Annotated in this window: 12 protein-coding genes (1 of these 12 only partly in view); 1 reads left to right on the forward strand and 11 read right to left on the reverse strand. The window is 71.1% G+C overall.

Annotation, left to right across the window (positions count from 1 at the left end; genetic code table 11):
- From AB0M63_RS08740 to eccD, 9 genes are all read right to left on the reverse strand, one after another.
- Positions 1–7911, reverse strand: partial view of a hypothetical protein gene (locus tag AB0M63_RS08740; RefSeq protein WP_366018888.1) — the start only. Its footprint begins 19950 nt before the window's first position; 7911 of the gene's 27861 nt are visible here — the first part of the coding sequence; the start codon lies at positions 7909–7911; its stop codon lies beyond the left edge, outside the window.
- An 18-nt stretch (positions 7912–7929) separates the two neighbouring features.
- A complete protein-coding gene (locus AB0M63_RS08745) occupies positions 7930–8295 on the reverse strand; it encodes a hypothetical protein (RefSeq protein ID WP_355901996.1) in 366 nt (121 codons plus the stop codon).
- Between the two features lie 7 nt (positions 8296–8302).
- A complete protein-coding gene (locus tag AB0M63_RS08750) occupies positions 8303–8752 on the reverse strand; it encodes a YbaB/EbfC family nucleoid-associated protein (RefSeq protein WP_366018889.1) in 450 nt (149 codons plus the stop codon).
- A complete protein-coding gene (locus tag AB0M63_RS08755) occupies positions 8749–11850 on the reverse strand; it encodes an AAWKG family protein (RefSeq protein ID WP_355902000.1) in 3102 nt (1033 codons plus the stop codon). Before AB0M63_RS08755 ends, AB0M63_RS08750 begins: the two co-directional genes overlap by 4 nt.
- Before the next feature lie 81 nt (positions 11851–11931).
- Entirely contained in the window at positions 11932–12381 is a 450-nt protein-coding gene (locus AB0M63_RS08760) for a type VII secretion system-associated protein (protein WP_355902002.1), read from the reverse strand.
- 116 nt (positions 12382–12497) lie between these two features.
- Positions 12498–12821 (reverse strand): WXG100 family type VII secretion target, encoded by a 324-nt coding sequence (locus AB0M63_RS08765; protein WP_355902004.1) that lies wholly within the window; start codon positions 12819–12821, stop codon positions 12498–12500.
- 46 nt (positions 12822–12867) lie between these two features.
- Positions 12868–13206, reverse strand: coding sequence for a hypothetical protein (locus tag AB0M63_RS08770; RefSeq protein WP_033285066.1), 339 nt, complete (start codon positions 13204–13206; stop codon positions 12868–12870).
- 726 nt (positions 13207–13932) lie between these two features.
- Positions 13933–15522, reverse strand: coding sequence for a type VII secretion protein EccB (eccB, locus tag AB0M63_RS08775; RefSeq protein WP_366018890.1), 1590 nt, complete (start codon positions 15520–15522; stop codon positions 13933–13935).
- Positions 15523–15576: 54 nt separating this feature from the next.
- Positions 15577–16977 (reverse strand): type VII secretion integral membrane protein EccD, encoded by a 1401-nt coding sequence (gene eccD, locus AB0M63_RS08780; RefSeq protein ID WP_366018891.1) that lies wholly within the window; start codon positions 16975–16977, stop codon positions 15577–15579.
- Between the two features lie 318 nt (positions 16978–17295).
- Here eccD and eccCa point away from each other — a divergent pair, with 318 nt between their 5' ends.
- Complete coding sequence (eccCa, locus tag AB0M63_RS08785; RefSeq protein ID WP_366018996.1) at positions 17296–21228, forward strand: type VII secretion protein EccCa; 3933 nt, start codon at positions 17296–17298, stop codon at positions 21226–21228.
- A gap of 87 nt (positions 21229–21315) precedes the next feature.
- Here eccCa and AB0M63_RS08790 read toward each other — a convergent pair whose 3' ends face one another.
- Both AB0M63_RS08790 and AB0M63_RS08795 read right to left on the reverse strand, forming a co-directional pair.
- Entirely contained in the window at positions 21316–22584 is a 1269-nt protein-coding gene (locus AB0M63_RS08790; protein ID WP_366018892.1) for a S8 family serine peptidase, read from the reverse strand.
- Entirely contained in the window at positions 22581–25925 is a 3345-nt protein-coding gene (locus AB0M63_RS08795; protein ID WP_355902012.1) for a right-handed parallel beta-helix repeat-containing protein, read from the reverse strand. Before AB0M63_RS08795 ends, AB0M63_RS08790 begins: the two co-directional genes overlap by 4 nt.
- Between the last annotated feature and the right edge of the window lie 467 nt (positions 25926–26392).

Here is a 26392-nt window from a genome sequence, read left to right on the forward strand (position 1 = left end):
GTCGGGGTCGTCGGCGCTCAGGACGAACGGCAGCGACAGTCCCGTGGTGGTGTCGCCGCCGGAGACCGTACTGCTGCTGTCGGAGGTGATCCGCAGCCGGTCGATGGCCACGTCGCCTCCGTCGGTGACCGCCCTCGGCCGGTACAACGACACGGTGAGGGTGGGCCGTTGGCCGGGTGCGCCCTGCATCGGGTACGCGCCCGGCATCGCCGGCAGCATGCCGCCGACCTGCCGGGGTGTGTCCAGGGACACCGTGCCGGCCTGGATGAGTTCGCCGAGCCGTACCGAGGCGTGCTCGTCGGAGGTCGAGGCCGGCTGCGAACGCCAGCCGCTGCCGGTGGCCGGGGCCACCTGGTCGAGGGCCGTGTAGAGCTGGTCCCAGGCGTCGAAGCCGTAGACCGGGGCGTTGCCGGTCGGGTGGAACAGGTCCGTGTCGCGCAGCGCGGACTGCCCGTTGTACGGCACCCGGGGGTCGATCCGGGACACCGTGGGCGGCACCGGGAGCGGTTCGGCGGGGGACGTGTCCGTCTCGCTGCCGGTGAAGCGCAGGCTGACGAGGGCGGGCACCCGTGCCTGGCCGCCGAGTTCGCCGGCGAGGGTGCGGCTCAGCCAGGTGCGGGTGGGCGCGTCGGCGTCGTCCCAGGCGATGAACCCGCGCTGCACCATGGCGCCCACCACGTTGGGCAGCCAGTCCACGACCAGGGTGGAGCGGACCGTGGCGACCAACTCGTAGCCCAGGCCGTCGAAGTCGGCGGCGCTGTCGGTGCGCAGCCAGAACCGGTCCTCGGCCGTGCGCCCCTGCCGGTCGGCCTTGCTGGACGCGGAGACGAGGTTGAAGGAGGGTCCGGTGCGGTCGGTGCGGTCGTCGGTGTGGGGGCGGCTGAAACGGGCCACCGGGTTGAAGGTGAGACGGTGCAGCCGGCCCGTCGCGCTGGAGGCCGAACGGCCCTCCGCCGTGTGCGAACCCCATTGCTCGATACCGGACTTGTCGCTCGGCACCGCGGTGCCCCGCACCGCGCCCCGGCTCGCGGCGGTGCTCGTGGGGCGGGCCGAGAACGTCACCTCGACCAGGGCCGCCCCGCCGAATCGGTGGTGCCGGAAACTGAACCGGGTCTGTCCCCCGCCGCGCCCGATCAGCGCCCGCCTGCCGGCGACGCCGGTGTTGTCGGCGACGAGCGCGGCGACACCGGACAGATAGGAGGCGTGGCCGGGGGTGGTGATACCGGGAGCGAACCGTTCCAGCAACTGCCGTACCTCGGCGTGGAATCGACCGCGCGTCTCGATCTGCGGCGTACCGGAAGCGGTGTCGGGACCGGTCTCGGAGCCGGTGTCGGAGCCGGATGCGGGGCTTGTCCGGGAGCCGGTTCCGAGGCCGGTGAGTTCGGTGACCGAGTTGACCGCGGCCAGGCCGAGGGTGCCGTCCCGGACGTACCGGCTGGGCAGCGGCGGGCTCTCCAGACCGGTCGTCGACGGATCGTCGGGCCGGTTGGCCACCGCGCCCATCCACCGTCCCTCACGTCGGAGTTGACTGTCCGTCATCAGGAACTGGAGTCCGCGAGGCACGTCCACGGCGAGGGTGGTGGTCTGCGCGAACCCGACCCCGAGGGAGTTGGCGAGCACGTTGCGGCGGCCGGACCGTACGGTGATCAGGTAGGTGACGTCGGCCGTGACCCGGTGCTGGAGGCCCGACTGGGTGGGCACCCGGTTGGTGGCGGTGATGGCGGTGAGGGTGTCGGACTTGTCGCTCTTGCGGTCGTACTGGTAGCGCCCGGACGGGTTGAAGCGGGACGGCGTGGGGGCCGGGGCGGCGGGCTCGCCCGGGGTCGTCGAAGTCGGCGGATTGTTCTGGACCGCCGAGCCGGCCAGGCCGAACTGGTGTGTCTTGCCAAGACCCTTGAGCTGTTGCGCCGAGTCGGCGACGGAGATACCGGTCTCCAGGTACTGGTTCACGCTGTGGGTCAGTTCGGGCGAGTGGGCGACCGCCTGGATCTCGATCGCGAGATGCTGGTCGGCACCGAGCCCGGGCAGCGTAAGTCCCTCGACCACGTAGGTGCCGCCGAGGATCTGGTGCCCGCGCCCGACCAGCGAACCGGGCGAGAGCGCGGTGATACGGGCCTCGGCGCCCACGGTGGTGGTGTCGGCGGCCGGACTGCCGACCAGCGAACTGCTGAGGAACCCGGCTACTCCGCCCAGCAGTTGGGAGAACCGCCCGGGAGGGACGGCCGTGGCGTCCTCGGCGGTGTCGGTCGCGGAGTCGACATCTGTGTCCGTGCCCGTGCCCGTGTCCGTGTCCGTATCGGTGTCGGCTCCGACGCCGGTGACGATCCGGCGGAAGGCGTCCTGGAGGGCGGCCGAACCGCGCATCACGTCGATCAGGGCGTCGTCCGGGACACGGACCACGTCAGGGTGCGGCTCGCCGGTGGCCGGGTCCGTCATGGCCAGCCGTTCGGTGTCCAGCGGCGCGACCTGCCGCACGGTGTACGGCTCGCCGTCGGGCGTGGGCTCCTCGTCGGTCAGGGTTCGTTCGTGCGGTACGGCGAGGTGGACCGTGCCCGGAACACCCCTCGGGCCGATGGTCGGCGGACCGGCCTCAAGGTCGTCCTCGGCGTGGTGCACGGGCTCCGGCTCGCCGAACCGGACCAGCGGTTCCTGGCCCGCGCCCTCGTACAGGTCGAGGGTGAGGCGGACGGGCACCCCGAACTCCTGGGTGGGCTGGCCGGTGCCGATGAAGAACTGGTCGTGGCCGATCGTGGTGGCGGTGGTGTTGCCGAGCGTGGCCTGGCCGACGTACTGGTAGTCGCCGGTGCCGGTCAGGGTCCACGCGCCGTTCGGTACGGGCCCGTTGAACCCGCCGCCCAGCCCGGTGCCCAGGCTGTAGGTGTTGCCGAGTCGGCCGGTGCCGCCGCCCGTCACCTGGGCCAGGCCCATGACCTGGATGTCGGGCAGCACCCTGAGATGCTCGACCGGCCGGTCCGTGTCCCGTCGCGCACCCAGTTCCAGCCGCACCCGGCGCCGCCCGGTCACCGCGGGGACCTCCAGGAACAGCGAGTGACCGCCGTCCGCCATGGAGTCGGTCGCGGCCCGCAGCCCGAGCCGGGAGCGCAGCTCGTGCAGTCGCCGCAGGTTGTTCAACTGGGCCTGTACCAGCGTCTCGTCGGGCAGCCGGCCCCGGCGCGGGGCGTCCGCGGGCGGGGGCAGGAAGCCGTGGTCCCGCAGCCAGTTCTCGGCCTCCGTGAAGAGCGGGTCGGCGCCGTCCACCCCGAGCGGCGCGGTGGACTGCCCGATGGTCTCCAGCGTCGCCAACTCGTGCGGCAGCGCCCGGATCTCGTCCTCGGCCGGTGCGTGGCCGCGCGCGTCCTCGGCGCTGAGCATCCGCAGATCGAGCCCGTGCTCCCAGGTTCCCGGCGCATAGGTCTCGGTGCTGCCGTCGGGCCGGGTCAGGGTGAGGGTGTAGGTGACGTCCGCCTCGGTCAGCAGATGGCTGCGGTTGGTGCGGACCGCGTGCATGGTGCCGGCGGCGGAGCTGGTGCCGAACACGTTCTGCGCCGCGAGGGAGGCGGTCCCCCGGCCGGCGACGGTGCCGCCGAAGGTGTGGGAGGCGTCCGGGTGCCCCGGCTGCCAGTCGTGGGTGAAGACCGGGCCGGCGCTGCCGGTGAAGGTCACCCCGCTGTTGAACGCGGTGTTCTGGTCGTTCTTCACCGAGTTGACGAGATGGCTCTCCAGGTTGATCTTCTTGTCGATGCTCTTGGCCACCGGGGTGGTCGGGGTGACCTCCGCGTCCAGCCGCATGATGCCGACCGCCCGCCCGTGCGCGTCGGTCAGCACCGGCGAGTACAGCCCGCCGTCCCGCTGCATCGGCAGCGTGCCGCGCAGCACCGGCTCGGCGAGGAAGCCGGCGAGCTGGGCCGACGCGGTGGCGTCCAGATCGGCGTGGAAGTGCCGCGCGGCACCCTCGTAGAGCCGGCGCGGGTTCAGCACCGAGTCCACCCCGTAGACCGGCAGGTCGTCGAGGTCGGCGGGGTCGGGCAGTCCCCGCCCGGGCTCGGCGTCGGCATCCGCGTCCACGAGGTGCTGCGGGAACCAGACGGTGACCGGCCCGTGCTGCTGAGCGGGCCGCCAGTCGTGCGCCGGATCGGGGGTGGCGGTGGCAACTGCCGTGTCGGCTACGTCAGTTGCCTCCGCTACGTCCGTGACGGCGGCCGGTGTGACCTCCCGGTCCGGGTCCGGCGCGTCCAGGCGTATCTGCCAGTCGCCGGTGAAGTCGTAGGCGCGGGAGGGCTCGTTGCTGCGCTGGGCGCTGGTGGTCTGCACGACCTGGGTGACGGTGGTCGAGCCGTCCGCCTGGTTGTGGACGAGGGTCGCGCCCAACGCGAAGTCCACCCCGCGGACCGGGCCCCCCGCCGCGATCGGCATCGAAAACGTCCACGGCACCGGAATCGTCGAGAACGTGCCGGACGGCTGCGCGGAGACGATCTCCCGGGTGCCCTGCCCGCGCCGCTCCACATGCTTGTCGGGGTCGCTCGTGTCGAGCCCGCCCTGCCGTGCGGAGGGCCGCGCGTCGTCGAGCGTCAGCCGTACGTCCACCCTCCGGTCGGCGCCGTCGACGCGCAGGGTGATCCGGTGACCGCCGCGGCTGCGCAGGTACGGCAGGTTCAGCGCCATCTGCTCCGCGGAGAGCACGTCCCGCAGTTGCGCGTGCACCGGGTCGCCCGGGCGCGGGGCGGGCCGGCCCAGCGCCGCGAGCACCTGTCGGTGGACCCCGTCGACCACGTCCGCCGGGAACGGCTCGACGTGCACCAGACCGACCTGGCCGTCGTGCCGCCGGCCGTAGCCGCCGAGGTAGGAGGTACGGCGTCCGCCGTCGTCCTCCGTCTCGGGCGGCGGAGAGGTGTGGCCCTCCGGGGAGGCCGGGTCGGTGTGCGGAAGCGGCGTGGGCGGAGCGGGCGGGTCCGCGCCGGGTCCCGCCGGGCCGGCACCCCGGTGGGCGACCGCCGGGGTGTCGGCGATGGCACCGATCAGATCGAGATGATGAGACCTCAGACCGCCGGGCACGTACGGCGGGTCGGTCGACTCCGTCGGGGGCGCGGACCGCGTGGGGTCGCCCATCAGGCTGGCGGTGCCGCTCCGGTGCGGGGCGGCCGGGTCGAGGCCGCTCTCGTCACGCAGGCCGAGTTGATGGCCGACCTCGTGAGCCAGGTCGGAGTCGGAGATGTCGGCCGGCCACGAGTGATGGGTGGCGGGGATTCCGTCCGCCGGGTCGGTGAGGGTGACGTCGAGGTGGGGCGTCTCGCCGGGGGCGGCGGGCACGACGGTGACGTGCAGCAGGCTTCCGTCCCGCAGCCGGTGCCCCGGGGTGTTGAAGACCCGCCGCACCCCGTCCGTCAGACGCTGGTGCACTCCGTCGGCCCGCGACCCGAGGTGCGGGCTGCCGGTGAGCCGGTAGGTGACGGTGAGATCGGTGACCGGCACCCCGTCATGCGTGAACCGCCGCACGGCGAACCCGGCCCGCACCACGTACTGCGTGGGCCTGCCGTCCACCCCGATTGGCCGGGACACCGGGTCCACCCAGGTGGTACTGCGCTCCGAGGGCGTCGCCCCATCCCGTACGTCCTCGAAACTGCCGGGTTCCGGGGTGGGGTTGGGGGTCAGTGAGGGGGTGAGTACGACGGGTTCCGACGGGGTGGGCGCGCTGTTCGGTTCCGGTGCGGTACGCACGGCTGCCGGTGCCGGTGCCGGTGTGGGGGAGGTGGAGTGGGGCGACGGCGTCGTGTCCGGGGCGGAACTGGTCGTAGGGGGCGCGCTGTTGCTGGTGGTGGTGAGCGGGGTCGGGAGCTCGGGGTCGGTGTCCGTACTGCCGGAGCTGTCAGGCGTTGCCACGCGGGCGGGCTCGGGGTGGGAGGCGCCATTGCCCTCCGCATCCGTGGCGTCGGTGTCACGGCTGTCGGACGTCGTGTTCTCCGGGCGCCCGTGTGTCGTCGTGGTGGTACGCGGGTTCCCGCTGGTGGTCGGCGGTGTGCCGGAAGCCGGGTTGCCCGGGGCCGTCCCGTTCGGAGTCGGAGTACCGGAGACGGTGGTGTCGGGCCCGCTCGTCACCGGGACGTTCGGCGAAGGCGCCGGAGCGGCGGCGTCCGGCGTGCTGTTCGACTGGTCGGTCCCCTGCGCGGATTCCTCCGTGTCCTCGTTGGTCGCCGTGTTCTGCGTGTCGTCCATACCGGTCGTGTTCTGGCCGCCACCGGCGTTGTGCGACTGCTGCTGGACCGTGCGGACGGGCGCCGACGTGCTGTTCGCGCTGCTACTGGAATTCGAGGGTGATCCGGAACCCGGCGCCGGGTTCCCCGCCGTCGTCCCAGTCGGGGTGGGGGTACCGGAGACCTTGGTGTCCGGCCCGCTCGCTACCGGGACGTTCGGCGAAGGCGCCGGAGCGGTGGCGTCCGGCGTGCCGCTCGACTGGTCGCTCCCCTGCGCCGGCTCCTCCGTGTCCTGGCCGGTACGAGTCGTGTCCGAGGGCGAGCCGGAACCCCGCGTCGGGCTGCCCGTCGTAGTCCCGTTACCGGTGTCGCTCTGGAGGTCTCCCCCGTCGAGTTTCACCGGGTCGACGTGGGTGTCGGTGAGGTCCGTGTCGAGGTCGGTGGACCGGGTCGGCGGTGTGTTGGTGTTCGTGGACGTGCGGTTGGGTGTGCTCGTCGTCGAGGAACTGCCATTGTTCGGAGCCGTGTTGACGGAATCGGGGCCCGAAGTGGACGTATCCGACGGGTCGTTCGTCGAGGACTCGCTGTCGTCCGGGATGTCCGTCGTGCCCAGGGTGTTCACGGGCGGTGGGGTGTTGAAGTTGAACTTGTTGCCGAACGCGCCCGCACCCTGGCCAAGATGGCGTTCGCTCACCGAGCTGAGGCCGCTGCCGAGGAAGGTGTTCAGGGGGTCGATGGGGAAGCCGAAGATGGACGCCGTGGCGATTTCGCCGAGGGTCTCCGCACCGCCCTCGGTGATGAAGTGCTCGAAGTCCTCGCCGAGTTCGTGCTTCACCTTGTCGCCCAGGCTCGTCGTCTTCGGCGTGGGCGTGGGCGTCGGAGTGGGGGTGGTCTTCGGCGACGGCGTGGGAGTCGGCTTCGGGTTCGGCTTGTTGTGGAGGTCCGGGGTGTCGAACTTGTTGTTGAACTTCGTGCTGTTGCCGCTGATGTCCTTGAACGGGTTGTGCGTGTCGAAGATGTTCTTGAACTTGTTCTTCAGGCCCTTGCCGAGGTCGGAGAGCAGGCCGTGGAACAGGCCGGTGAACGCGCCGAAGACACCGTCCTGGACGATCTGCGACCAGTCGAACCCGTTCGGACGGCGGCCCTTGGGCGCACCCAGCATCATGGCCAGCCGTACCGCGAAGGTGGTGAACGCCTCCTCGATCGCCTCGGTGAGGCTCGGCATCAGATGCGTCTTCTTCATCAGCCATTCGAGCAGCGTGAGAATGGCGACCCGGCTACGGGCCTTCGCCACCGCGGCCTGGCTGGAGGCCGAACCCCCGGTGAAGGCGGACAGCACCGCGATGACCATCAGCTCGATCAGCAGCCGGATCAGCTCGGCGATGATCTGCCACTTGGACTCCATGATGTCCATGGAGGACTTGGTGCGGGACTGTCCGATGCTGTCGAGCTGGTCGGCGAAGTCCTTCAGGTAGTTGACCCCGCCGCTGTCGAGGAACATGTGCATCGCCCGCACATAGTTGTTCCCGACCTGCGGCGGCAGCGCGCGCCCCACCCCACCGGCGGTCTGCTCGATCAGGTCCGAGAGATCGCGAACACGCCGGCCGAGCCGCTCGTACGGCTTGCCGTTGGCGTAGGCCATGTCCTCGTCGGCCTGGAGCAGTTTCTCGCCGATGAGCACGAACAACAGGTTGTTCAGCTGGGGCGACGCTTGGATGGTCATCAGGGGTGGTCCGGTACGTCAGTGCTTTCCGCCGTGCGAACCACCGTCGGTGTCGCCCGTGTTGACGCTGGAGTCGTGGATGGCGTCGAGTACACCGCTCTGGGTGCCGAGCACGCTCTTCAGGTTGGCGAGTGTGCCGTCGCCGACGCCGACGATCGCCTCGGAGAGGGACGTGCCGGTCTTCACCGAGCCCTCCCGCTGCTGCTTCTCCTGCGGCAGCATCTGCTTGGCGTAACTGTCGTCGTGTCCGGGCCACTTGGCGGTGGCCGACACATCGGTGATGAATTCGTTGATCATGTCCGTGGCCAGCCGGCTGATCTGGTCGATCTGCCGGGTGCCGGCGATGAGCGCCGGGGGGCTCGCGAAGTAGGCGTTCTCCGACATCGTGTCCTCAGTCCTCCGGGTCTTCGTTGATCTCGTCGCGGAGCAGGCCGGCACCGCGCCGTCGGCCGCCCTTGGGGCCCTCCAGCACACCGGGCCCGAAGATCTTGTTCCAGTCCACGTCGAAGCCGGTGATCTCGGGCGCCTCGGGATTGGCCTTGGTGAAGGGCTCGAAGGTCGCCATGACGTGCCGGGCCATCCGGGCCCGTGCCTCCTGCACCGCCTCCAGCACGCTCGCGGCGAGCTGCCCCGCCGGCATCGTGCGGTGCTTGTCGTCCAGGAAGGTCACCGCTGCCAGGTCGCCCTGCGCGGTCACGGTCACCTCGACCGCGCGGTCCGCGGAGCGCACGGTGCTCTCCGCGTGGGCGAGTTCGCCCTCGGCGCGGGCCACCGCGGCCTCGGTGGCCTCCAGTTCGGCCACCGCCTTGGCGAGCCGCTGCTCGATCGATTCGCCGCTCATCGGCCGATCACCGCCGGTGAACCGCCCTCGTCCGTGCCCCAGACGTCCTCGTCCTCGGTGAGCCACGCGTCCCGGGCCCGGTCGCCGCTCTCCGTGGAACGGCCGTTCTGGCCCGCGCCGTTGCCGTTGCCGGGGCCGCCCACCGGGTACGGGGCGCTGGACGTGGTGGGCCGGGTGTAGACGACGTCCTCGTCCTCGTCCACGGACGACGTCCGGCCCGTACGGCCGCGCCGCGTGGCGCCGCCCGCCGGATCGGTGAGGACGGCGCGGGTGCGCTCGCTGTTGCCGCCCTGTCCGCCGCCGGCGCCGCCCATGCCGCCGCCCATGCCGCCCATGCCGCCCATCCCCATGGGGTTGAGCGGGGTGCCGCTGGACGCGCTCTGGGTGTCCGCGGAGGCGGCGAGGGTGCTTCCGTCGAGGGCGTCGGAGCGCAGCGCGCCGCCGGTGTAGGGGGTGCTGTCGTAGTCGTCGTAGCCGCTGTCGAGACCGGAGTCCAGACCGCCCGAGGTGTTCAGCCCGCCGGTGTTGCTCAGCCCGTCGCTGTTGAGCCCGCTCGTGTTCAGGCCACTCGTGTCAACGCCGTTGCCGTTGAGCCCACTTGTGTCGATGCCGCTCGTGTCGATGCCGTTGCCGTTGAGGCCGCTGGTGTCGATCGAGGAGGAGGGCAGGTCGGTGCCGTTGATGTCGGTGGTGGTCGTGTGGCCCGACGGGTCGGTGGTGCTGAGCTGGCCGGTGTCCGGGTTGAGGTTCTGGGTGGAGCCGTCCGGGAAGTGGGTGGTGAGGGTGCCGTCGCTGTTGAGCGTGGTGGTCGAGCCGTCCGGGTTGGTGAAGGTGTCGCCCGGGTTGAGGTGCGAGGTGGTGACGTTGCCGGAGGCGTCGGTGACGGTGATCTGACCGGTGTCCGGGTTGAGGTTCTCGGTGGAGCCGTCCGCGAAGTGGGTGGTCACCGAGCCGTCGGGGTTGATCTGGCCGGTCGAGCCGTCCGGGGTGGTGAAGGAGCCGTCGGTCGGGTTGAGCGTCGACGTGCTCACCGTGCCGTCCGGGTTGACGGTGCTGACCTGCCCGGTGGTGGGGTCGAGGGTCTGGCTCGTGCCGTCGGGGAACTTCGTGGTGAGTGTGCCGTCGTCGTTGAGGGTGGTGGTCGAGCCGTCCGGATTGGTGATGGTGCTGCCCGGGTTGAGCTGGGAGACCGAGGTGGTGCCGTCCGGGTTGGTGGTGGTGACCAGGCCGGTCGACGGGTCGATGGTCTGGGTGGAGCCGTCCGGGAACGTGGTGGTGAGGCTGCCGTCGCCGTTGAGCTGAGTGCTGCTCCCGGTCGGGGAGTTGAGCGAGGTCGAGCTGTTCTCGTCGGTGTTGTTGGGGTTCAGGAGCGACGGGGTGAGGCCGTTGACGAGGCTGTTGGGGTCGATGGACGAGCCGTCGCCGTTCAACAGGCTGTCGCTGTTGAGGTTGTTGAGGTCGTCGAGCCCGCTGCCGACGTTGTTCAGGCTGTTGCCGAGGTCGTCGTTGAGGTTGTTGAGGCTCGAATTCAGGTCGTTGCCGATGTTGTCGAGGTTGTCCCCGAGGCCGTCGTTGAGGTTGTTCAGGCTGTCGTTGAGGCCGTCGTTCAGGTTGTTGAAGTTGTTGCCGAGGTTGTTGAGGTTGTCGTTCAGGTTGTCGCCGAGGTTGTTGAGGTTGTCGTTCAGGTTGTCGTTGAGATTGTTGAAGTTGTTGCCGAGGTCGTTCAGGTTGTTGTTGAGGTTGTTCAGGTCGTTGTTGAGGTTCTCGTTGTTCTTGTTCGCCTCGTCCTCGGCGATCTCGGCCTCCTCCTTCTGGAGGACCTCGGAGAGCGTCTCGGAGTTCTTGTTCTTGACCTCGTCGTCGAAGGCGTCCTGCACGTCCGCCCAGGCGTTCTTCACCGCGCTCAGCGCGTCGATGGACGGCTGCTTGAGCTTGCTGTCCGCGTGGTCCGACCAGGCTTTGACGGCGGCGTCGGCGACCTTCTGCCAGGTGGTGTGCTGGGTGAGGTCGCCGTAGTCGGGGACGGACTGCTTGAAGTTGGCGTCGGTGGAGTAGGAGGTGTAGGTGCCGCCGCCGTACTCGCTGTAGGTGGACTGTGTCGACGACAGCACGTGGTTGATGTTGTTGTTGATGACCCACTGACTGATGTCGTCGAGGATCTTCTTCACGTGGTAGTGCGGGTCGTGCTGGCCGTCCGACGCCCAGTCGGACCAGGCGGTCTGCAGCGCGGTGACCGCGTCCTTCAGGGCCAGTTGGGCCGCGGCCAGCGCGTCGCTCAACTTCGACTTCGGCGGGGTGCCGCTGAGGGGGGTGTTGGTCGCCGTGTAGTCCCTGCCGCCCAACTGGGAGACATAGCCGTCGTAGTTGGTCTTCAGCTCGTCCAGCAGATGCCAGAAGAGGCTGGCGGCCTTCCCCTTCCAGGCCGCCTGGTCGTCGCCGAGCGAGGTCATCCACTGGTTGACGATGTCCGAGTGGTCCTTGAAGAACTGCACCACCCGGTCGAAGGACTGCCCGGTGGTCTCGAAGGAGAGCAGGTCGACGGCGTTGTCGTCGATGACCGAGAGACCGCTGTAGGAGAAGCCCTGCGTCGAGTACGGCGACGTCAGCAGGTGGTCGAGGACCAGTTTGCTGCCCGAGATGTACTGCGCCATCGGTCCCGAGTCCCACTGGACGTGCGAGTACGAGCCCTCGAACGCGCCGCCGCCCGTGACCTCCCCGCCGCTCCAGAGCGTGGCCCGGCCGTTCGCGTCGACGGTGACGCCGATCATCACGATCCGGGCCTTCTTCATGCTCACGCTGTCGTGCGCGCCGTCCCCGCCGGCGTCGTAGAAGGCCAGGTCGTAGTCCTCGCCCTTGTTGACCTGCCAGCCGCCGATCGCCGAGTAGTCGGCGGCGGTCACCGACCGCATGTCGATGCCCTGGATGTCCATCCGGAACAGCTTGAGGTCGGAGAAGTCGTCGCTGTTGGAGCTGCTGAGCTTGTCGAACAGGGTGGACCGGGGCGGGATCGTGTAGCCGGTGAAGTCGGTGACGGCCTGGGCGAAGTAGTCGTCCGGGTCGTAGCTGGGGGTCCCGGAGGTGCTGGTGCTGTCGGCCATGGGGCGGAACTCCGCTGCGGGGAAGGTGGGGGCGGGGACTGGGGCTCGGCGGGAGCGGGCGGGCCGCGCGCCGGGCCGGGCTCAGGAGTCCGAGGAGTCGGAGCCGCTCATGTCGCTGTCGACGGTGTCGAAGATGTCCATCAGCTTCTCGCCGTCGATCGACGCGAGACTGTCGCCCTGGGTCTTGAGCAGGGTGGTGATGGTCTCGTCGATCGCGTCGTCGATGTCGTCGAAGAGGGTCTTCTGGCCGGTGAGGATCTTGTCCAGTGCGGTCGCCTGGGTCTTGAGCGCCTCCACGAGCGTCGAGCCGCCGACCGGGTCCTTGCTGTCGCCGCCGTTCATCAGACCGATCCGCAGAATCTTGGCAAGGCCCGCGGCCGAGCCGTCGCCGGTCTCCGCGACGAGGTTCTTCAGGGAGCGGACGCCCGCGCTGTCCTTGCGGATGGCCAGCAGATCGCTGATGAAGTCGGCGACGTCGTTGTTCTTGAAGTTCTTCAGCGCGGTCGAGTCGAGATGGGTCAGGTCTGCCATGGGTGCCTCCGCGGGCGGGACGCGCCGGCTCCGGCGTACGGCGCGGCGACGGAACGGGAAGGTGCCTGAACCGCACCGACCTCGGGAAACCGGTCGGTGCGGTGGGGCCGGCCGGGTCAGCGGCCGATGGTGACCTCGGACCACATCTGGCTGAGGGAGTTCTCGCTGTACTTGTAGCTGTTGGAGATCTCGTTCAGGAGCTGGGAGTGCGAGGTGAGCAGCAGCTCCATGTTCTGCACCGCGCCGTCCCAGGCCGCCTGCTTCTGGCGGTAGGTGTCGGCGTCGTTTCCGTACCAGGTCTTGGACAGCTCGCCGAGTTCCTGCTCAAGGCTGGAGAGCGTCTGCGCGATCGCCTTGGTCTGCGCGACCATGTCGTCCGCGGCGTTCGACATGTGGTTGTAGCTGACGTAGATGACACCGTCGGACAGGTTGTCTGCCACAGCTTGCCTCTCTTACGCGATGGGGGGATCGGACGTGACCGCGAGGTCAGCCGGCGAGCTGGTCGAAGGCCGACTGCGCCGCGTTGTACGCCTGGTTGATGGAGTCGTTCGAGGAACCCTGGGTCTTGTTGTGTTCCACGAGGCTCTGGTTCAGCCGGTCGATGACGTCCTCGAGGTTCTTGAGGATGACGTTGCACTGGCCGTCCCACTGTGCGAGGAGCTGGCCGTACTGGCCGCCGTCGCTGCCCTGGTAGCCGCTGCCCAGGGTGGAACGGGTGCTGTCGACGTCCTGACGGATCTTCACGATGCCGCTGAAGGCGCTCTCCAGGGCCTGGATTCCGTTCCGGGTCGAACCTTCGCTTGACTGCTGGCCATCTCCAGCCATCGTCCCACCTTTCGTAAGTCGATCTGCCGTACGGATACAACTGAGCCTAGGTTGACGGAAGTTGCGCTGGCAACGAACTGAGGAAGATATGAGGTTGCCATCAGGTTCCGATCAACGCCTTTTACTGGTAGGCAACTTGACCGGAACACGAGCCTCCGTGGATTCCGGTTCTGGACCTGTTCCGGATTGGCGTGAACACGATCTCCAACGGCGTGAATCCGTCAGTTCGCCGACTCTGAGGGCGAGTTGGGGTTCGGCTCCGACTGCGCCGCCGCGACGCAACAGCGGGCATCCCCGCACAGGACCTCCCACCGACACCACAGCCGACACACCCGCCCGGCAACCGCGCCCATACCCGCGCCAGACCCTCCGCCGGACGCACCGGCACTCGCGCCGCCGCGTCCGGCACCCACACCGGAACGACGAGAACCCGACCCCGCCGGCCCATCAAATCCCCGCACCTGAAACGGAGTTCGAGACCGACCCGGACACCACAGCCGACACACCCGCCGAAACCCGCCCGCCAACCGCGGACACCCCGCGCAGACCCTCCCGCCGACTCCGCTCCCGCACTGCGCCCGGCCGCAGACCCATCAATTCACCCCGCCCGACACCCAGTTCACGACCGACCTCGCCCCCGGCGCCCTGCCGCAACCACCCGACCGGCAACAGCAGGCAGACCCGCGCCAGACCTCCCGCCGAGTCCGCCGCCCGGCCGCAGACCCATCAATTACCCCCGCCCGACACCGAGTTAGAGACCGACCCCGACCCCGGCGCCACAGCCGACGCACCCGCCGGAACCTGTCCGGCGATGGCGGGCAGGCCCGCGCCGGACCCTGCGCCCGTGTCATCGGCGCTCGTGCCGCCGCACTGTGTCGACGCGCCCGGGGTGCGGGGCACTCCGGCTGCAGAGTCGGATGCCGCGGCCTGGGGGCTCAGGGTCGGGCCGGTCGGGAGCATTGACAGGAGGGTGGAGGGGACGCGTACCGGTGTCGTGTCGTCGTAGCCGAGGGCGGCGAGGGCGTTGGCGTCCGGGATGCGGTACTTCACGCCGTCGTCGCCGACCAGGAACGTGGTGTCGCCGACCGTGCCGCCGGCCGCGCCCAGGGCCCGGACCAGGGTGCCGTGGCCAGGTCGTGTCACCACCTGGTCCACCACCACACACGCCGCGGTCAGCGCGGTCGTGTCGGGCTGTGCGGCGGGGGACAGCTCGGAGTCCGCCACCCTTACCGAGGTCACCCGCACCTGCCCGTCGGCCGGGTCGACCTGGGCGCACACCGACTCGCCCGACGCGGGAACGAACGCGCTCGGCGGGCTGTCCGGCAGCCCGGCCACCGAAGGGTCCGTCCCGGCCGTGCCCGGCGCCTGGTGGGCCCGCAGGTCGGAGACGTCGATGGTGACGACCGACGGTGATCCCCCGTCGTAGGCCTCCTTGCGGGTGTCCGGGTCGCCGAGGAGCAGCGCCGACTGGGTGTCCGTGACGGGGTGCAGGCCGTCCTTCTGGAGGACGTACTCCTGGTTACCGGAGCCCGCCACCACGCGGAACACCTGGCCGACCCGGGTTGCCTTGCCGCTCAGTTCGGGCCCCGCCGTGCCACGGCCCTCGACCTTCGGGGTGGCCAGCTCGGGGCCGGTCACCAGGGCGTCGAGGAAGGCCGCCGACACCGGGCGGGGCGTCACCGGCGCGTAGCCGAGGGACTCCGCCGCGCCCGAGTCCTTGTCCAGTTCCAGCCGGCTGCCCTGCCACACCAGATACGTGCGCTTGTCCGGGCCCCGCACCACCAGCGCCGACTTCACGCCGACCGCGTCCGTCTGCACCGGTGGGCCCGGCACGAGGGTCGTCTCCCTGCCGGTGCCGGTCGAGCACACCTGCCACGGCGAGGTCTCCAACTCACCCGGCGCCGGTACGGAGTCGGGGGCCCCGGTGATGCCGACCGGCTTGCCGACCGGGGTACCGGCCAGGGACTTCGAGCCGACCGAGGTGGTCGTCAGGTCGGAGCCGCCGATCAGCACCGCCGAGGCGTAGTTGCGCACCGGGCGCAGCCGCCCCTCGCTGTACAGGTAGCGGGCGCCGGTGTCCTTGTTGACGATCAGGGTGTCGCCGCTGCGCCAGGCGTCGTTGCCGCCCGGTCTGATCAGCCCGTACACCAGCGCTCCGGCGCAGATCAGCACCCCGAAGATCACGCCGACCAGCGCACCCCGGCTGGTACGGCCCAACGGGCTCTCCGGCGCGTCCGGGTCGGCCAGCAGCATGCCCGAGGTCAGGCGGCCCATCATGAACGTGTGCGCTTGCACCTGGTCGCGCTTCGACCGCACGCTTTCCTCCCGGCTGGGTCGTTCTGGTTGGTGTTCGGGGCCCTCGCGGGCGGGTCAGCCCGTGATGCCGCGAAGGGTGCCGAAGACACCCAGGAGCCAGAGCGTCAGGGGGAGCAGGGCGATCGCCAGCAGGGAGTGCAGCAGTTCCGCGGCCCGGCCCCAGTACGGCACCATGCGCCGTCCCGGTACGGTCCACACCGCCACCGTGAGCGCCGCCGCCACCGCCAGCAGGCCCGCCACCAGGAGCGCCCGCTCGGAGCCGGAGAGCCGTAGCCCCCAGCCGAAGGCCAGCAGCAGCAGACCCCAGGCGCCCGGCAGGACCAGGACCAGCCGCTGGGCCGTGTTCACCAGACCCCGGCCGTGCAGGAGCAGCAGCAGGGACAGGACCAGGGCGCACAGCACCGCGGGGAGGCTCGGACGGCGGGCCAGTGCCACCAGGCAGGCCGAGGCGAGCACGCCCGTCGCGCCGTACAGCGCGGTCATCCACTCGCCGGCCAACTCGGTGCGTACGGCGACGTCGTTGCCCCGGTAGGGCTCGATGCCCTCCTGCAACTGCTGTGCGTTGGTGGGCAACGCGGGCATCCGCATCCCGGCGAACTTGAACGACAGCGCGGGCACCAGCCCGCCCAGGAGCACCGTCAGCGCCGCGACCACACCGGCCGCGGCCGCCACGCGCACGTCGAACACCGTCATCAGCACACCGCCGACCGCCGTGGCGAGCGCCACCAGCGCCGACGCGAGGAACAGCGGCGTACGTGCCGCGGAGGCCGCGAGTGCCAGTACCGCGCCGCCGGCCCAGGCCGCCGCCGCCCCCAACAGCCGTGCCCCCAGCACCTGGTGGGCCTGCGGACCGCTCAGCTCACCGCCCGGCACCAGCCAGCCCGCGAGCGCGAGGGCCGGGGAGGCGAGCAGGCCCAGGACCGTGCCGGTGGCCGGGTCGTCCACTGCCCGGCTCGCCGAGGCCGCACCGGCCAGGAGCAGCAGCCCGGCGCCTACGGCGGTGGCCGCGCGCAGCGACGCCGGGGCGCCCGGCAGGGCCAGCAGGACCAGTCCGGCCAGCACCGCCACCGCGAGCAGACCGCGCAGCAGCCGTCGCGCCGCCTCCGGGCTCCAGCCGTGCAGCCGGTCCCGGGTCACCGCGGCGATCCCGTCCACCAGGTCGTCGAGCCGTACCTCGGGCAACGCCTCGGTGCGCGGGCGCAGATGGAGCGCCTCGCCGTCGGTCAGTCCGAGCGAGGCGAGCGTCGCCTCCTCGTCGAGGGGCCGTCCGCCGAGGCGCTGGAGCACCCAGCCGTCGTGTTCGAGACCGTTCTCCTCGGCCTCCTCCCCCGCGTACCGCAGCACCGTGGGCAGCAGATCGGCGACCGGTACGTCGGAGGGCACGGCGAGGTCGATGGTGCGGGCCGGGGCCCGGACGGTCAGATGGCACAGTCCGGTCACGGAAGTGTCGGTCATACCGGGGCTCACGTCTCCTGGACATCGAAACGGGGGCACGCGGCTCGGCGTGCGTGGGGGGGCGCGAGGGGCGCGGGTGAAGCAGGGGGGTGACATGGACGTACGGAGTTGACGGGGTGCACACTACTGACACTCCCTACGACGCGTGTCAACGGGAGCCCCCACGAACGGTGTTGACAGCGTGATCCGCGTGCGAGTGCCGAGGTCGTTTCCCGGTGCACACCCCCACGTACCGCCGCGGTGCGCGAAGTCCGTTAGGAGCCCCAAGCGTTGAGCGTGGTCCTGTTCCGTCGCCCCGCCCGCCGTCGCGGACCCGACATGCCCGCCGGCGAGTTGGTCCTCCAGGAACCACCGACCCTCATGGAGACCGTCCCCGATACGTCCGCCGTGTGGACGTATCTGCCGATGGGGATGATGTCGGTCTCGATGATGATGATGTTCCTGCGGTCGGGGGGACAGTCCAGCGGCGTCTTCATGTACATCGCGCTCGGCGTGATGGTGATGGCCGTCGGCGCGATGATGGTCGGTCAGGTCATGCGCAAGGCCGGTGACCGCAAGCAGCGGCTGCGCGGCGAACGCCGGGACTATCTGCGGTACTTGGCGCAAAGTCGTCGTACGGTGCAGCGGGCCGTGGTCGAGCAGCAGCTCGCGCTCGCCTGGCGGCACCCCGAGCCCCGGCTGCTGCGCGGCATGGTCCGCACCACGCGGCTGTGGGAGCGCCGGGTCAAGGACGAGGACTTCGGTGAGATCCGGATCGCCGTGGGCGACCAGCAGTTGTCCATGCGGCTGACTCCCGTCTCCAGCAAGCCCGTTGAGGACCTGGAGCCGCTGTGCGCGCATGCCCTGCGCCGCTTCATCCGCGCCTACAGCACCGTCCCCGGCCAGCCCATCGCGCTGTATCTGCGGTCCTGGTCAAGGGTGTTGGTCCGCGGCGACCGCGACGCCACCCGGGGGATGCTGCGCGCGGCGCTGTCCCAACTGGCGCTGTTCCACCCGCCGGAGGAGCTGTGGATCGCGGTCTGCGCCGGTGACGAGGTGCGCGCCGAGTGGGAGTGGGTGAAGTGGCTGCCGCACAACCAGCATCCTCAAGAGACCGACGGCGCCGGTCCGTTGCGCATGGTGGCGTCCGCCTTCACCGATCTGGAGGACCAGCTCGGCAGCGAGTTCTCCGAGCGGCCCGCGTTCGACCCGGACGCGGTGCCCGGTCGTGACGAGCCGCTGGTGGTGGTCGTGGTGGACGGCGCGGGCATCCCGGCCGGCCACCGTTTCGACGGCCCCGGATTCCGCAACGCCGTCGTGCTCGACCTGTCCGACTCCCTCACCTGGCGGCCCGGCCGCACCACACTGCGCCTCGACGTGTCCCCCGACGCCGTGGCGCTGGTGCGCACCGACCGCAGCCGCAAGGAGCAGACCACGGTCCTGGGCCGCCCCGACCGGGTGGGTCCGGTCGCCGCCGAGTCGCTGGCCCGGCTGATCGCGCCGTACCGGATGAGTCTCAGCTCCGACGCGGTCGAACCGCTGTCCAACGACACCGAGTTGACCACCCTGCTCGGCATCGCCGACCTGCACCGGCTCGACCCCGACACACTGTGGCGGCGGCACACCGGCTCCGGCCGGCTACGGGTCCCGGTCGCGGTCGGCGCGGACGGGCGGCCCGTGGAGCTGGACATCAAGGAGTCCGCGCAGGGCGGCATGGGCCCGCACGGCATGCTGATCGGCGCCACCGGTTCCGGCAAGTCCGAGCTGCTGCGCACCCTGGTCCTCGGCCTCGCGCTGACCAATTCTTCGGAAACACTCAACTTCGTCCTGGTGGACTTCAAGGGCGGTGCGACCTTCCTCGGTCTGGACGAACTCCCGCACACCTCCGCCGTCATCACCAACCTGGCCGACGAGGCCGCCCTGGTGGAGCGTATGCAGGACGCGCTGCACGGCGAACTCATCCGCCGCCAGGAGCTGTTGAGGTCGGCCGGCAACTACACCTCGGCCCTGGAGTACGAGAAGGCGCGGGCCGGCGGCGCCGATCTCGCCCCGCTGCCCAGCCTGTTCGTCGTCGTCGACGAGTTCAGCGAACTCCTCGCCTCGCACCGGGAGTTCATGGAGCTGTTCGTGATGATCGGCCGCCTCGGCCGGTCCCTCGGCGTGCATCTGCTGCTCGCCTCGCAGCGCCTCGACGAGGGCCGTATGCACCAGTTGGAGTCGCATCTGTCGTACCGGGTCGGTCTGCGCACCTTCTCCGCGATGGAGTCGCGGGGTGTCCTCGGCGTCCCCGACGCCTACGAACTGCCCTCGCAGCCCGGCAGCGGTTATCTGAAGAGCGGTGTCGAGGCCCTCACCCGCTTCCGTGCCGCCTACGTGTCCGGCCCGTACCGCCGGCGCGGCGGGGCCGTCGCGCAGGCCCGGGTCGCCACCCAGGTGGTGCCCTGGTCGACCGGGTACATCGTGCCGCGCGCCCCGGCACCGGCCGCGATCGTGCCGGAGCCCGAGGCGGAGGAGAGCGTCGAGAGCCTGCTGTCGGTGGCGCTGGACCGGCTGCGCGACTCCGGGCCGCCCGCGCACCGGGTGTGGCTGCCGCCGCTGGACACCGCGTCCCCGCTCGACGTCCTGCTCGGCGGTCTCGCCGAGGACCCGGACCGCGGGCTGACCGCGTCCCGCTGGACCGGCGCGGGGAAGCTGCGGGTGCCGGTCGGTCTGGTCGACAAGCCCTTCGACCAGCGCCGTGACCCGCTCGTGGTGGACCTCGCCGGGGCCGGTGGCCATGTCGCCGTCGCGGGTGGTTCGCAGAGCGGCAAGTCGACGGTGCTGCGCAGCCTCATCATGGCCCTCGCGCTCACCCACACCCCGCGCGAAGTGCAGTTCTACTGCCTCGACTTCGGTGGCGGCACGCTCTCCCAGCTCACCGGCCTGCCGCATGTCGGCGGGGTCGCGGCCCGCCTCGACACCGAGCGGATCAGCCGTACGGTCGCCGAGGTCACCGCCGTACTCACCCAGCGCGAGCAGTTCTTCCTGGACAACGGCATCGACTCCATGGCCACCTATCGGCGCCGCCGGGCCGCCGGGGAGTTTCCCGACGAACCGCACGGCGACATCTTCCTGGTGATCGACGGCTGGTCGGCGGTGCGGCAGAACTTCGACCAGTTCATCCCCACGTTCAACCAGATCGCCACCAGCGGCCTCAACTACGGCATCCACCTGATCGTCGCCACCGCCCGCTGGCTGGAACTCACCGCCCCGGTCCGCGACCAGTCCGCGACCCGGCTCGAACTCCGGCTCGGCGACACGATGGACTCCGTGGTGGACATCCGCAAGGCGAGCGCCGTGCCGCAGATCCCGGGCCGGGGTCTCACCGTCGAGACCAAGCTGCACTTCCTGTCCGCGCTGCCCCGCGGTGACGGTTCCACCGACCCGGAGACGCTCAGCGAGGGCGTCGCGGACCTGGTCGACCGGATCGCGGCAGCCTGGCACGGCCCGCGCGCCCCACAGGTCCGGATGCTCCCGCACCGGCTGCCCGCGGCCGAACTGCCCGAGCCGGAGCGCGGCGACGGCCTCAGCCTCAAGCTGGCGCTCGGCCAGGACGAGGAGACCCTCGGCACCGTCTGGCACGACTTCTCGCGCAACCCGCACCTGGTGGCCGTAGGAGACACGGAGAGCGGCAAGACCAACCTGCTGCGGCTGGTCGCGGACGCGGTCGTCGCCCGCTACTCCCCCGCCGAGGCCCGCATCCTGGTCGTGGACTACCGGCGCGGCCTGGTCGACGCCGTCCCCGAGGAGTACCGCCTCGGCCACGCGGTGGCCCTGGAGGCCCTCAAGCAACTGGTCGGCGGCTCCGCGAAGGCGCTGCGCACGCGCGTGCCCGGCCAGGAGATCACCCCGGCGCGGATGCGGCAGGCCGACTGGTGGTCGGGCCCCCGGCTGTTCGTCCTGGTCGACGACTACGACATGGTCGGCGGCGGCACGGTCATGGACCACCCCTTCGCCCCACTCTTCGAACACCTCGCGCTGGGCCACGAGTTGGGCCTGCACGTGGTCGTCGCCCGCTCCGCCACGGGCGCGGGCCGCGGCCTCAACGACCAGCTCCTGCGCCGCCTCGACGAGGTCAACACCCCCGGCGTCCTGATGTCCTGCTCCCCGTCGGAGGGCTACGTCTTCGGCAACGTAAAGCCCCGAGTACTCCCCCCGGGCCGAGCCCTCCACATAGTCCGCCGCAAGCCGTCCCTCATCCAGACGGCACTGGCGGCGGGGGCGGAGGAGTAGGAGGAGTGAGCGGCCGGTACTGAACGGTGCGGCCCCGGGCGACTGTTGGTCACCCGGGGCCGCACCGTTTCACTATCGATCCGCCCGTCAGCTCTCCGTCGTCCCCTGGACACCCGCGCCCACCGGGACACTGCTCACGGCGCCCTCCGTACCCTGCGTACTCTCCGGCCGCGACGGGCGCCAACCCAGGCGGCGCCCCCGGGGCAGGACGAGGCCGAGCCAGATCACCGCGATGATCACGGCGAGGCCCGCCGACGCGGGCCACAGGGCGCGGCGGAGGGGGCCGGCCGCCTTGTCGGCCGGCAACCGCACCGGGGAACCGGCGTCGTCACGGACCGGTGCGGAGCCCGCGCCCAGCACCGAGGTGACGGCCGCGTACGGGTCGAGGCGGGGGACGTCGGCCGGGTAGGCGGAGGTGCGCAGCAGGGTCGCGGTCTGTGCGGCCGTCAGGTCGGGGTGGACGGAGCGCACGAGTGCCGCCGTTCCCGCCACGAACCCGGCGGCCAGGGACGCCCCGGAGCCGATGTAGTGGCCGTCCTTCGCGGGGCCGATGCCGACGACACCGTCGCCGGGCGCGGCGATCGAGGCACTGTCGGTGGTGTACGCGCCGGTCGGCCGCTTGCCGTCGACGTCCACGTCGAGGACGGAGAGGACGCCGTCGTCGGCGGCGGGGTAGTAGTCGCGGGCGGGTGGAGCGTCCGTCGCCGAGGTCGCCGTCGCGGGGGTGTCCGGTACGGCGGCGGCGACCACCAGGACGTCCTTCTTCGCGGCCAGCGCCACGGCCGAGCGGAGTGCTGCGGTGTCACCGGCGAGCGCCGCCGACACGGTGACCACCTGGGCACCGCCGTCCACGGCGGCCCGGATGCCGTCCGCGACCTGGTCGGCGGTGACCTTCCCCCGGGCGTCGCCGCCGCGCACCGCGAGAATGCGCGCCTGCTGCGCCACGCCCGCGAACCGCACACCGTCCTCTACGGCGGCGCCGACCAGCCCGGCCACGAAGGTGCCGTGTCCCACGCAGTCGGTCCCGGCGTCGCCGACCGCCGTCACCCGCCCCTTCAGCGCCGGGGCGTCGGTTGAAACACCGGTGTCGACGACGCCGACGGTGACCCCGGAGCCGGAAGCGAACTCCCAGGTCCGGCTGAGCTGGAGCGAGACCTGCTCCCACGGAACGTCGGTGGCCCGCTGGCCCGAGCCCGCCGTACAGGCCGCGTCGGCGTCCAACTGCGAGGAAAGTACCGGGAGTTGGACCGTACTCCCGTCGGCCGCCGTCGCGGACCCGGCGCCGAGCGCGCTCGCGGAGGCCGTCAGCAGCAGGGCCAGAGCGGCGGCGGAGACCCTGCCGTGTGCCGTCGTCATGCCCGGGCCGCCCCGCTGGAGGTGGAGGAGGCGCCGGCCGGGTCGGCGAGGTCCTCCGGGAGCAGCAGCCGCAGGTCGTCGAGGCTGGGGACGGCCAGTCTGCTGAGGCGGCCCGCCTGGCGGGTCATCATCCGCTCCAGGATCTGGCGGGCGGTGCGCGCGTTGCCGAAGGACCGGTCGCGGGGCAGCGCGTCGAAGTGCTGCCGCAGTACCGGTCCGAGGCCGGCCGCGCACTCGTATCCGAGCTGTACGGCGTGCTCGCGGACGATGGTCACCAGTTCGTCGGAGGAGTAGTCGGCGAACTCGACCCGGCGCGAGAAGCGGGAGGACAGGCCCGGGTTGGAGGCGAGGAAGGTCTCCATCTCCTGGGTGTAGCCCGCGACGATGACGACCACCTTGTCGCGGTGGTCCTCCATCAGCTTCAGCAGGGTGTCCACGGCCTCCCGGCCGAAGTCGGACCCGGACGCCTCACGCGGGGTGAGGGTGTAGGCCTCGTCGACGAACAGCACACCGCCAAGGGCGCGTTCGAAGACCTCACGGGTCAACTGCGCGGTGTGGCCCACGTATCGGCCGACGAGGTCGGCGCGGGACACCTCGACGAGCTGGCCGCGCGGCAACACGCCCAGGGAGGCGAGGAGTTCGCCGTAGAGGCGGGCCACGGTGGTCTTGCCGGTGCCGGGCGGCCCGGTGAAGACGAGGTGGTGGCTGAGCCGGGGCACCGGGAGTCCGGCGGCCTCGCGCTGCTTGGCCGTCGACACCAGGTTGACGAGGTCGGTGACGTCCCGCTTCACGGCGTGGAGTCCGACCAGCGCGTCCAGCCTGCTGAGCGCGTCGTCGCCGGGGTCGTTGGCGTTCGGCCCGTCGGCGGCGGTGCGGGCCGCCTCCTCGCTGATGTCCTGCGGCAGCAGCAGGGAGAGGTCCTGCTCGGTGACGTCGGTGAGCGCGGCCAGCCGTACGGCCTGCCGGTCCACCATCTCCTCGAACACCTGCCGTGCGGCACGGCCGTTGCCGAACCCGGCGTCCTTCGGTATTCGTTCGAAGTGCACGGCGAGCGCGAGGCGGGTCTCGTCGGCGAGCGCGTACTGGTGGCGTACGCACATGCTCTCCATGATCTCCACCAGCTCGGGCACCGAGTAGTTCTCGAACTCGACGGTCCGTGAGAAACGGGACGCCAGACCGGGGTTGGAGCCGAGGAAGCTGCGCATCTCGTCGGAGTAGCCCGCCGCGACGACCACCACGTCCTCGCGGTGGTCCTCCATCAGCTTCAGCAGCGTGTCCACGGCCTCCCGGCCGAAGTCGGCCCCGGAACCACGGGAGTCGGAGGTGAGGGTGTACGCCTCGTCGACGAACAGGACGCCGCCAAGGGCCCGTTCGAAGGCCTCGGTGGTCTTGATGGCGGTACCGCCGATGACCTGGGCGACCAGGTCGGCGCGGGACACCTCGACCAGGTGTCCGGAGCGCAGGGCGCCCAGCTCGGCGAGGATCGTGCCGTAGAGGCGGGCCACGGTGGTCTTGCCGGTGCCGGGCGGGCCCGCGAAGACCAGGTGGCGGCTCATCGGCGGTGCGGACATGCCGAGTTGGGCGCGGCGCCGGGCGAGCTGGGTGAGGTTGACGAGGGTGCGGACCTGTTCCTTGACGTTGTCCAGGCCGATGAGGCCCTCCAGCGCGGCCATCGGTCCGTCGGGGCGGCCGGGCCCCTCCGACTCCGGTACGGTGCCCGCCGGGTCGGTGCCCTCGGCCTCGCCGAAGCCCCAGGCGTCGCGGGACTCGTTGCCGGTGCTGGTGAGGTTCTCCACCGCCAGCCGGCCGCCGGCCTTGGCCTGCACGAGGCCGCCGCCCTTGTTGTCGCGGACCGTGCAGCCCACCACCGAGACCGGTGCCTCCGACTCGACGCGGATGCCGTCGCGCTCGTTGCCCGCCGCCTCGCAGCCGTTCAGGGAGGCCCGGCCGCCGTCGCGGACCAGGAAGCCGTGCTCGGTGGCGGCGGCGGTCCGCACCCGGTTGGCCGTCAACTCGCCGCCGGTGTCCACGAGTACACCGCAGCCGCCGGCCGAGACCAGCTCGCCGTCACGGATCGCCGCCGTGCCCTCGCCGCCGAGCTCCAGTCCGGCGCCGCCGGGGTTGTTGACGCGGAACCCGGCGAGATAGACGTTGCCGCCCGCCGTGACCTCCGCGCCCGCGCCGCCCGGCGCCTCGACCGTGCAGTCCTCCACCCGGCCGCGCCCGCCGTCGCGCACCGTCACCCCGCAGCCGCCCGCGCCGGTGATCCGGGCGCGCCGCAGCAGCGGGTTGGCGTTGCCCCGGATCACCACACCGGCGCCCTTGACGTCGACGATCTCCACGCGCTCCAGCTCGGCCGCCGAGTCCTCCTCAAGCAGCACGCCCTCGGCCTCGCCGTCCCGGACGGTCAGCGAGGTCAGCGTGGGCGAGGAGGCCCCGGCCACCCGCAGCGCCGCCATCTGGGCGCCGGTCAGCCAGCAGTCCTCGTAGGTGCCGCGCGAACGGTCCGTCACCAGCAGGCCGTTGCCCGTGGTGCGGGCGGTGCGACAGCGGCGCAGCACCGGGTCGCTGCCGTGCGAGACGATGATGCCGGGGCCGCTGCTGCCGGTGACCCGCACCTCCTCCAGCTCGCAGCGGTTGGCGCTGGTCACGTGCACGCCGATCGAGGTGTCGCGGACCACTGTCCTCAACACCCGTACCGCGCTGCGCTCTTCGAGCGCCAGCGACGGCTTGTCAGTGGAGGCCAGGTCGCAGTCCTCGACGGAACCCTGGGCGTCGCCGTTGGCGAGCACGCCGTTGCCGCGCGCGTCCCGCACCGTGCAGCCGCGCAGGGTGGCCCGGCCGCGTTCGCCGATCACCACACCGCTGGTGCCGAGGTGTTCGAGGGTGCAGGACTCCAGGGAGCTCTCGGTCGGCGAGGTGACCACGACGCCGGCACCGGTGCGGTTGGAGATCCGGCACTCACGCATCGCCAACGAGCCGGAGTTGCGGGCCAGTACGGTCGTCCACGAGGCGCCGGACAGATCGCAGCCCTGCATCGCGACCTGCCCGTGCGAGGCGTCCACGGCGGGCTGTTCCTCGTCCTGGCCCTGCACCACCAGGTCGGTCAGCATCACCGCGTCCACGCGCAGCGAGATCACGATGCCCTTGCGCGGTGCCAACCGGACGGTGCCACGCGCCTGTTCGGCGACGATGGTCACCCGGGTGGTCACGACGAGGTTCTCCTCGTACGTCCCCGGGCGCACACTCAGCACCGCGCCGCCGCGCGCCCTCGCCAGGGCCTCTCCGATCGTCCGGGCATCCCCGGTGCCCTCCGGACAGACCGTCAGTACCTGGCGCACTCAGCAGACCTCCTCGTGTCGGCACCCGTCGGTTGCGGCCAACCCCATCATGCCGTACGGCAAATTATGTGCCGTCGCGCAACAGCCGTACCAGCGACGGCGCTTGCGCGTGACGATTGTTAACTCGCGGGAAAGGAACCGTTGTTGAGTCATGCGCGTGAAGATGCGTGAATAGGATTGTCCACACAGGCGTACGACGGACTGCTGGGCGAATGGGGCGGACAGCGCGGATGACAGACCGGACCGAACCGACAACGTCAGAACCCTCGGCCACCGCGCCCACGGCGAGGTCGGCACCTGCGGCGAGCGAGACACCCAAGTCCCGCTCGGCCGAGGCCGGTTCCGCCGGGTCATCTCGGGCCGTGTCGGCCGCGTCCGTCGCGGAGGAACTCTCCGGGGAAGGCAGTACTGCGGGCGAGGCGGCCAAGTCCCTTACGGGCACGCCCGGTTCCCCTGCGTCTTCCGGA

Source organism: Streptomyces sp. NPDC051576 (assembly GCF_040681835.1).
In the GTDB taxonomy this organism is placed as follows: Bacteria; Actinomycetota; Actinomycetes; order Streptomycetales; family Streptomycetaceae; genus Streptomyces.

Excerpts from the sequence above, each read along its gene's own strand:
- AB0M63_RS08770 (WP_033285066.1), bottom strand. The coding sequence starts at position 13,206 with ATGGCTGGAGATGGCCAGCAGTCAAGCGAAGGTTCGACCCGGAACGGA.
- AB0M63_RS08760 (WP_355902002.1), bottom strand. The coding sequence starts at position 12,381 with ATGGCAGACCTGACCCATCTCGACTCGACCGCGCTGAAGAACTTCAAG.
- eccD (WP_366018891.1), bottom strand. The coding sequence starts at position 16,977 with ATGACCGACACTTCCGTGACCGGACTGTGCCATCTGACCGTCCGGGCC.
- eccCa (WP_366018996.1), top strand. The coding sequence starts at position 17,296 with ATGCCCGCCGGCGAGTTGGTCCTCCAGGAACCACCGACCCTCATGGAG.
- AB0M63_RS08745 (WP_355901996.1), bottom strand. The coding sequence starts at position 8,295 with ATGTCGGAGAACGCCTACTTCGCGAGCCCCCCGGCGCTCATCGCCGGC.
- AB0M63_RS08755 (WP_355902000.1), bottom strand. The coding sequence starts at position 11,850 with ATGGCCGACAGCACCAGCACCTCCGGGACCCCCAGCTACGACCCGGAC.
- AB0M63_RS08750 (WP_366018889.1), bottom strand. The coding sequence starts at position 8,752 with ATGAGCGGCGAATCGATCGAGCAGCGGCTCGCCAAGGCGGTGGCCGAA.
- AB0M63_RS08790 (WP_366018892.1), bottom strand. The coding sequence starts at position 22,584 with ATGACGACGGCACACGGCAGGGTCTCCGCCGCCGCTCTGGCCCTGCTG.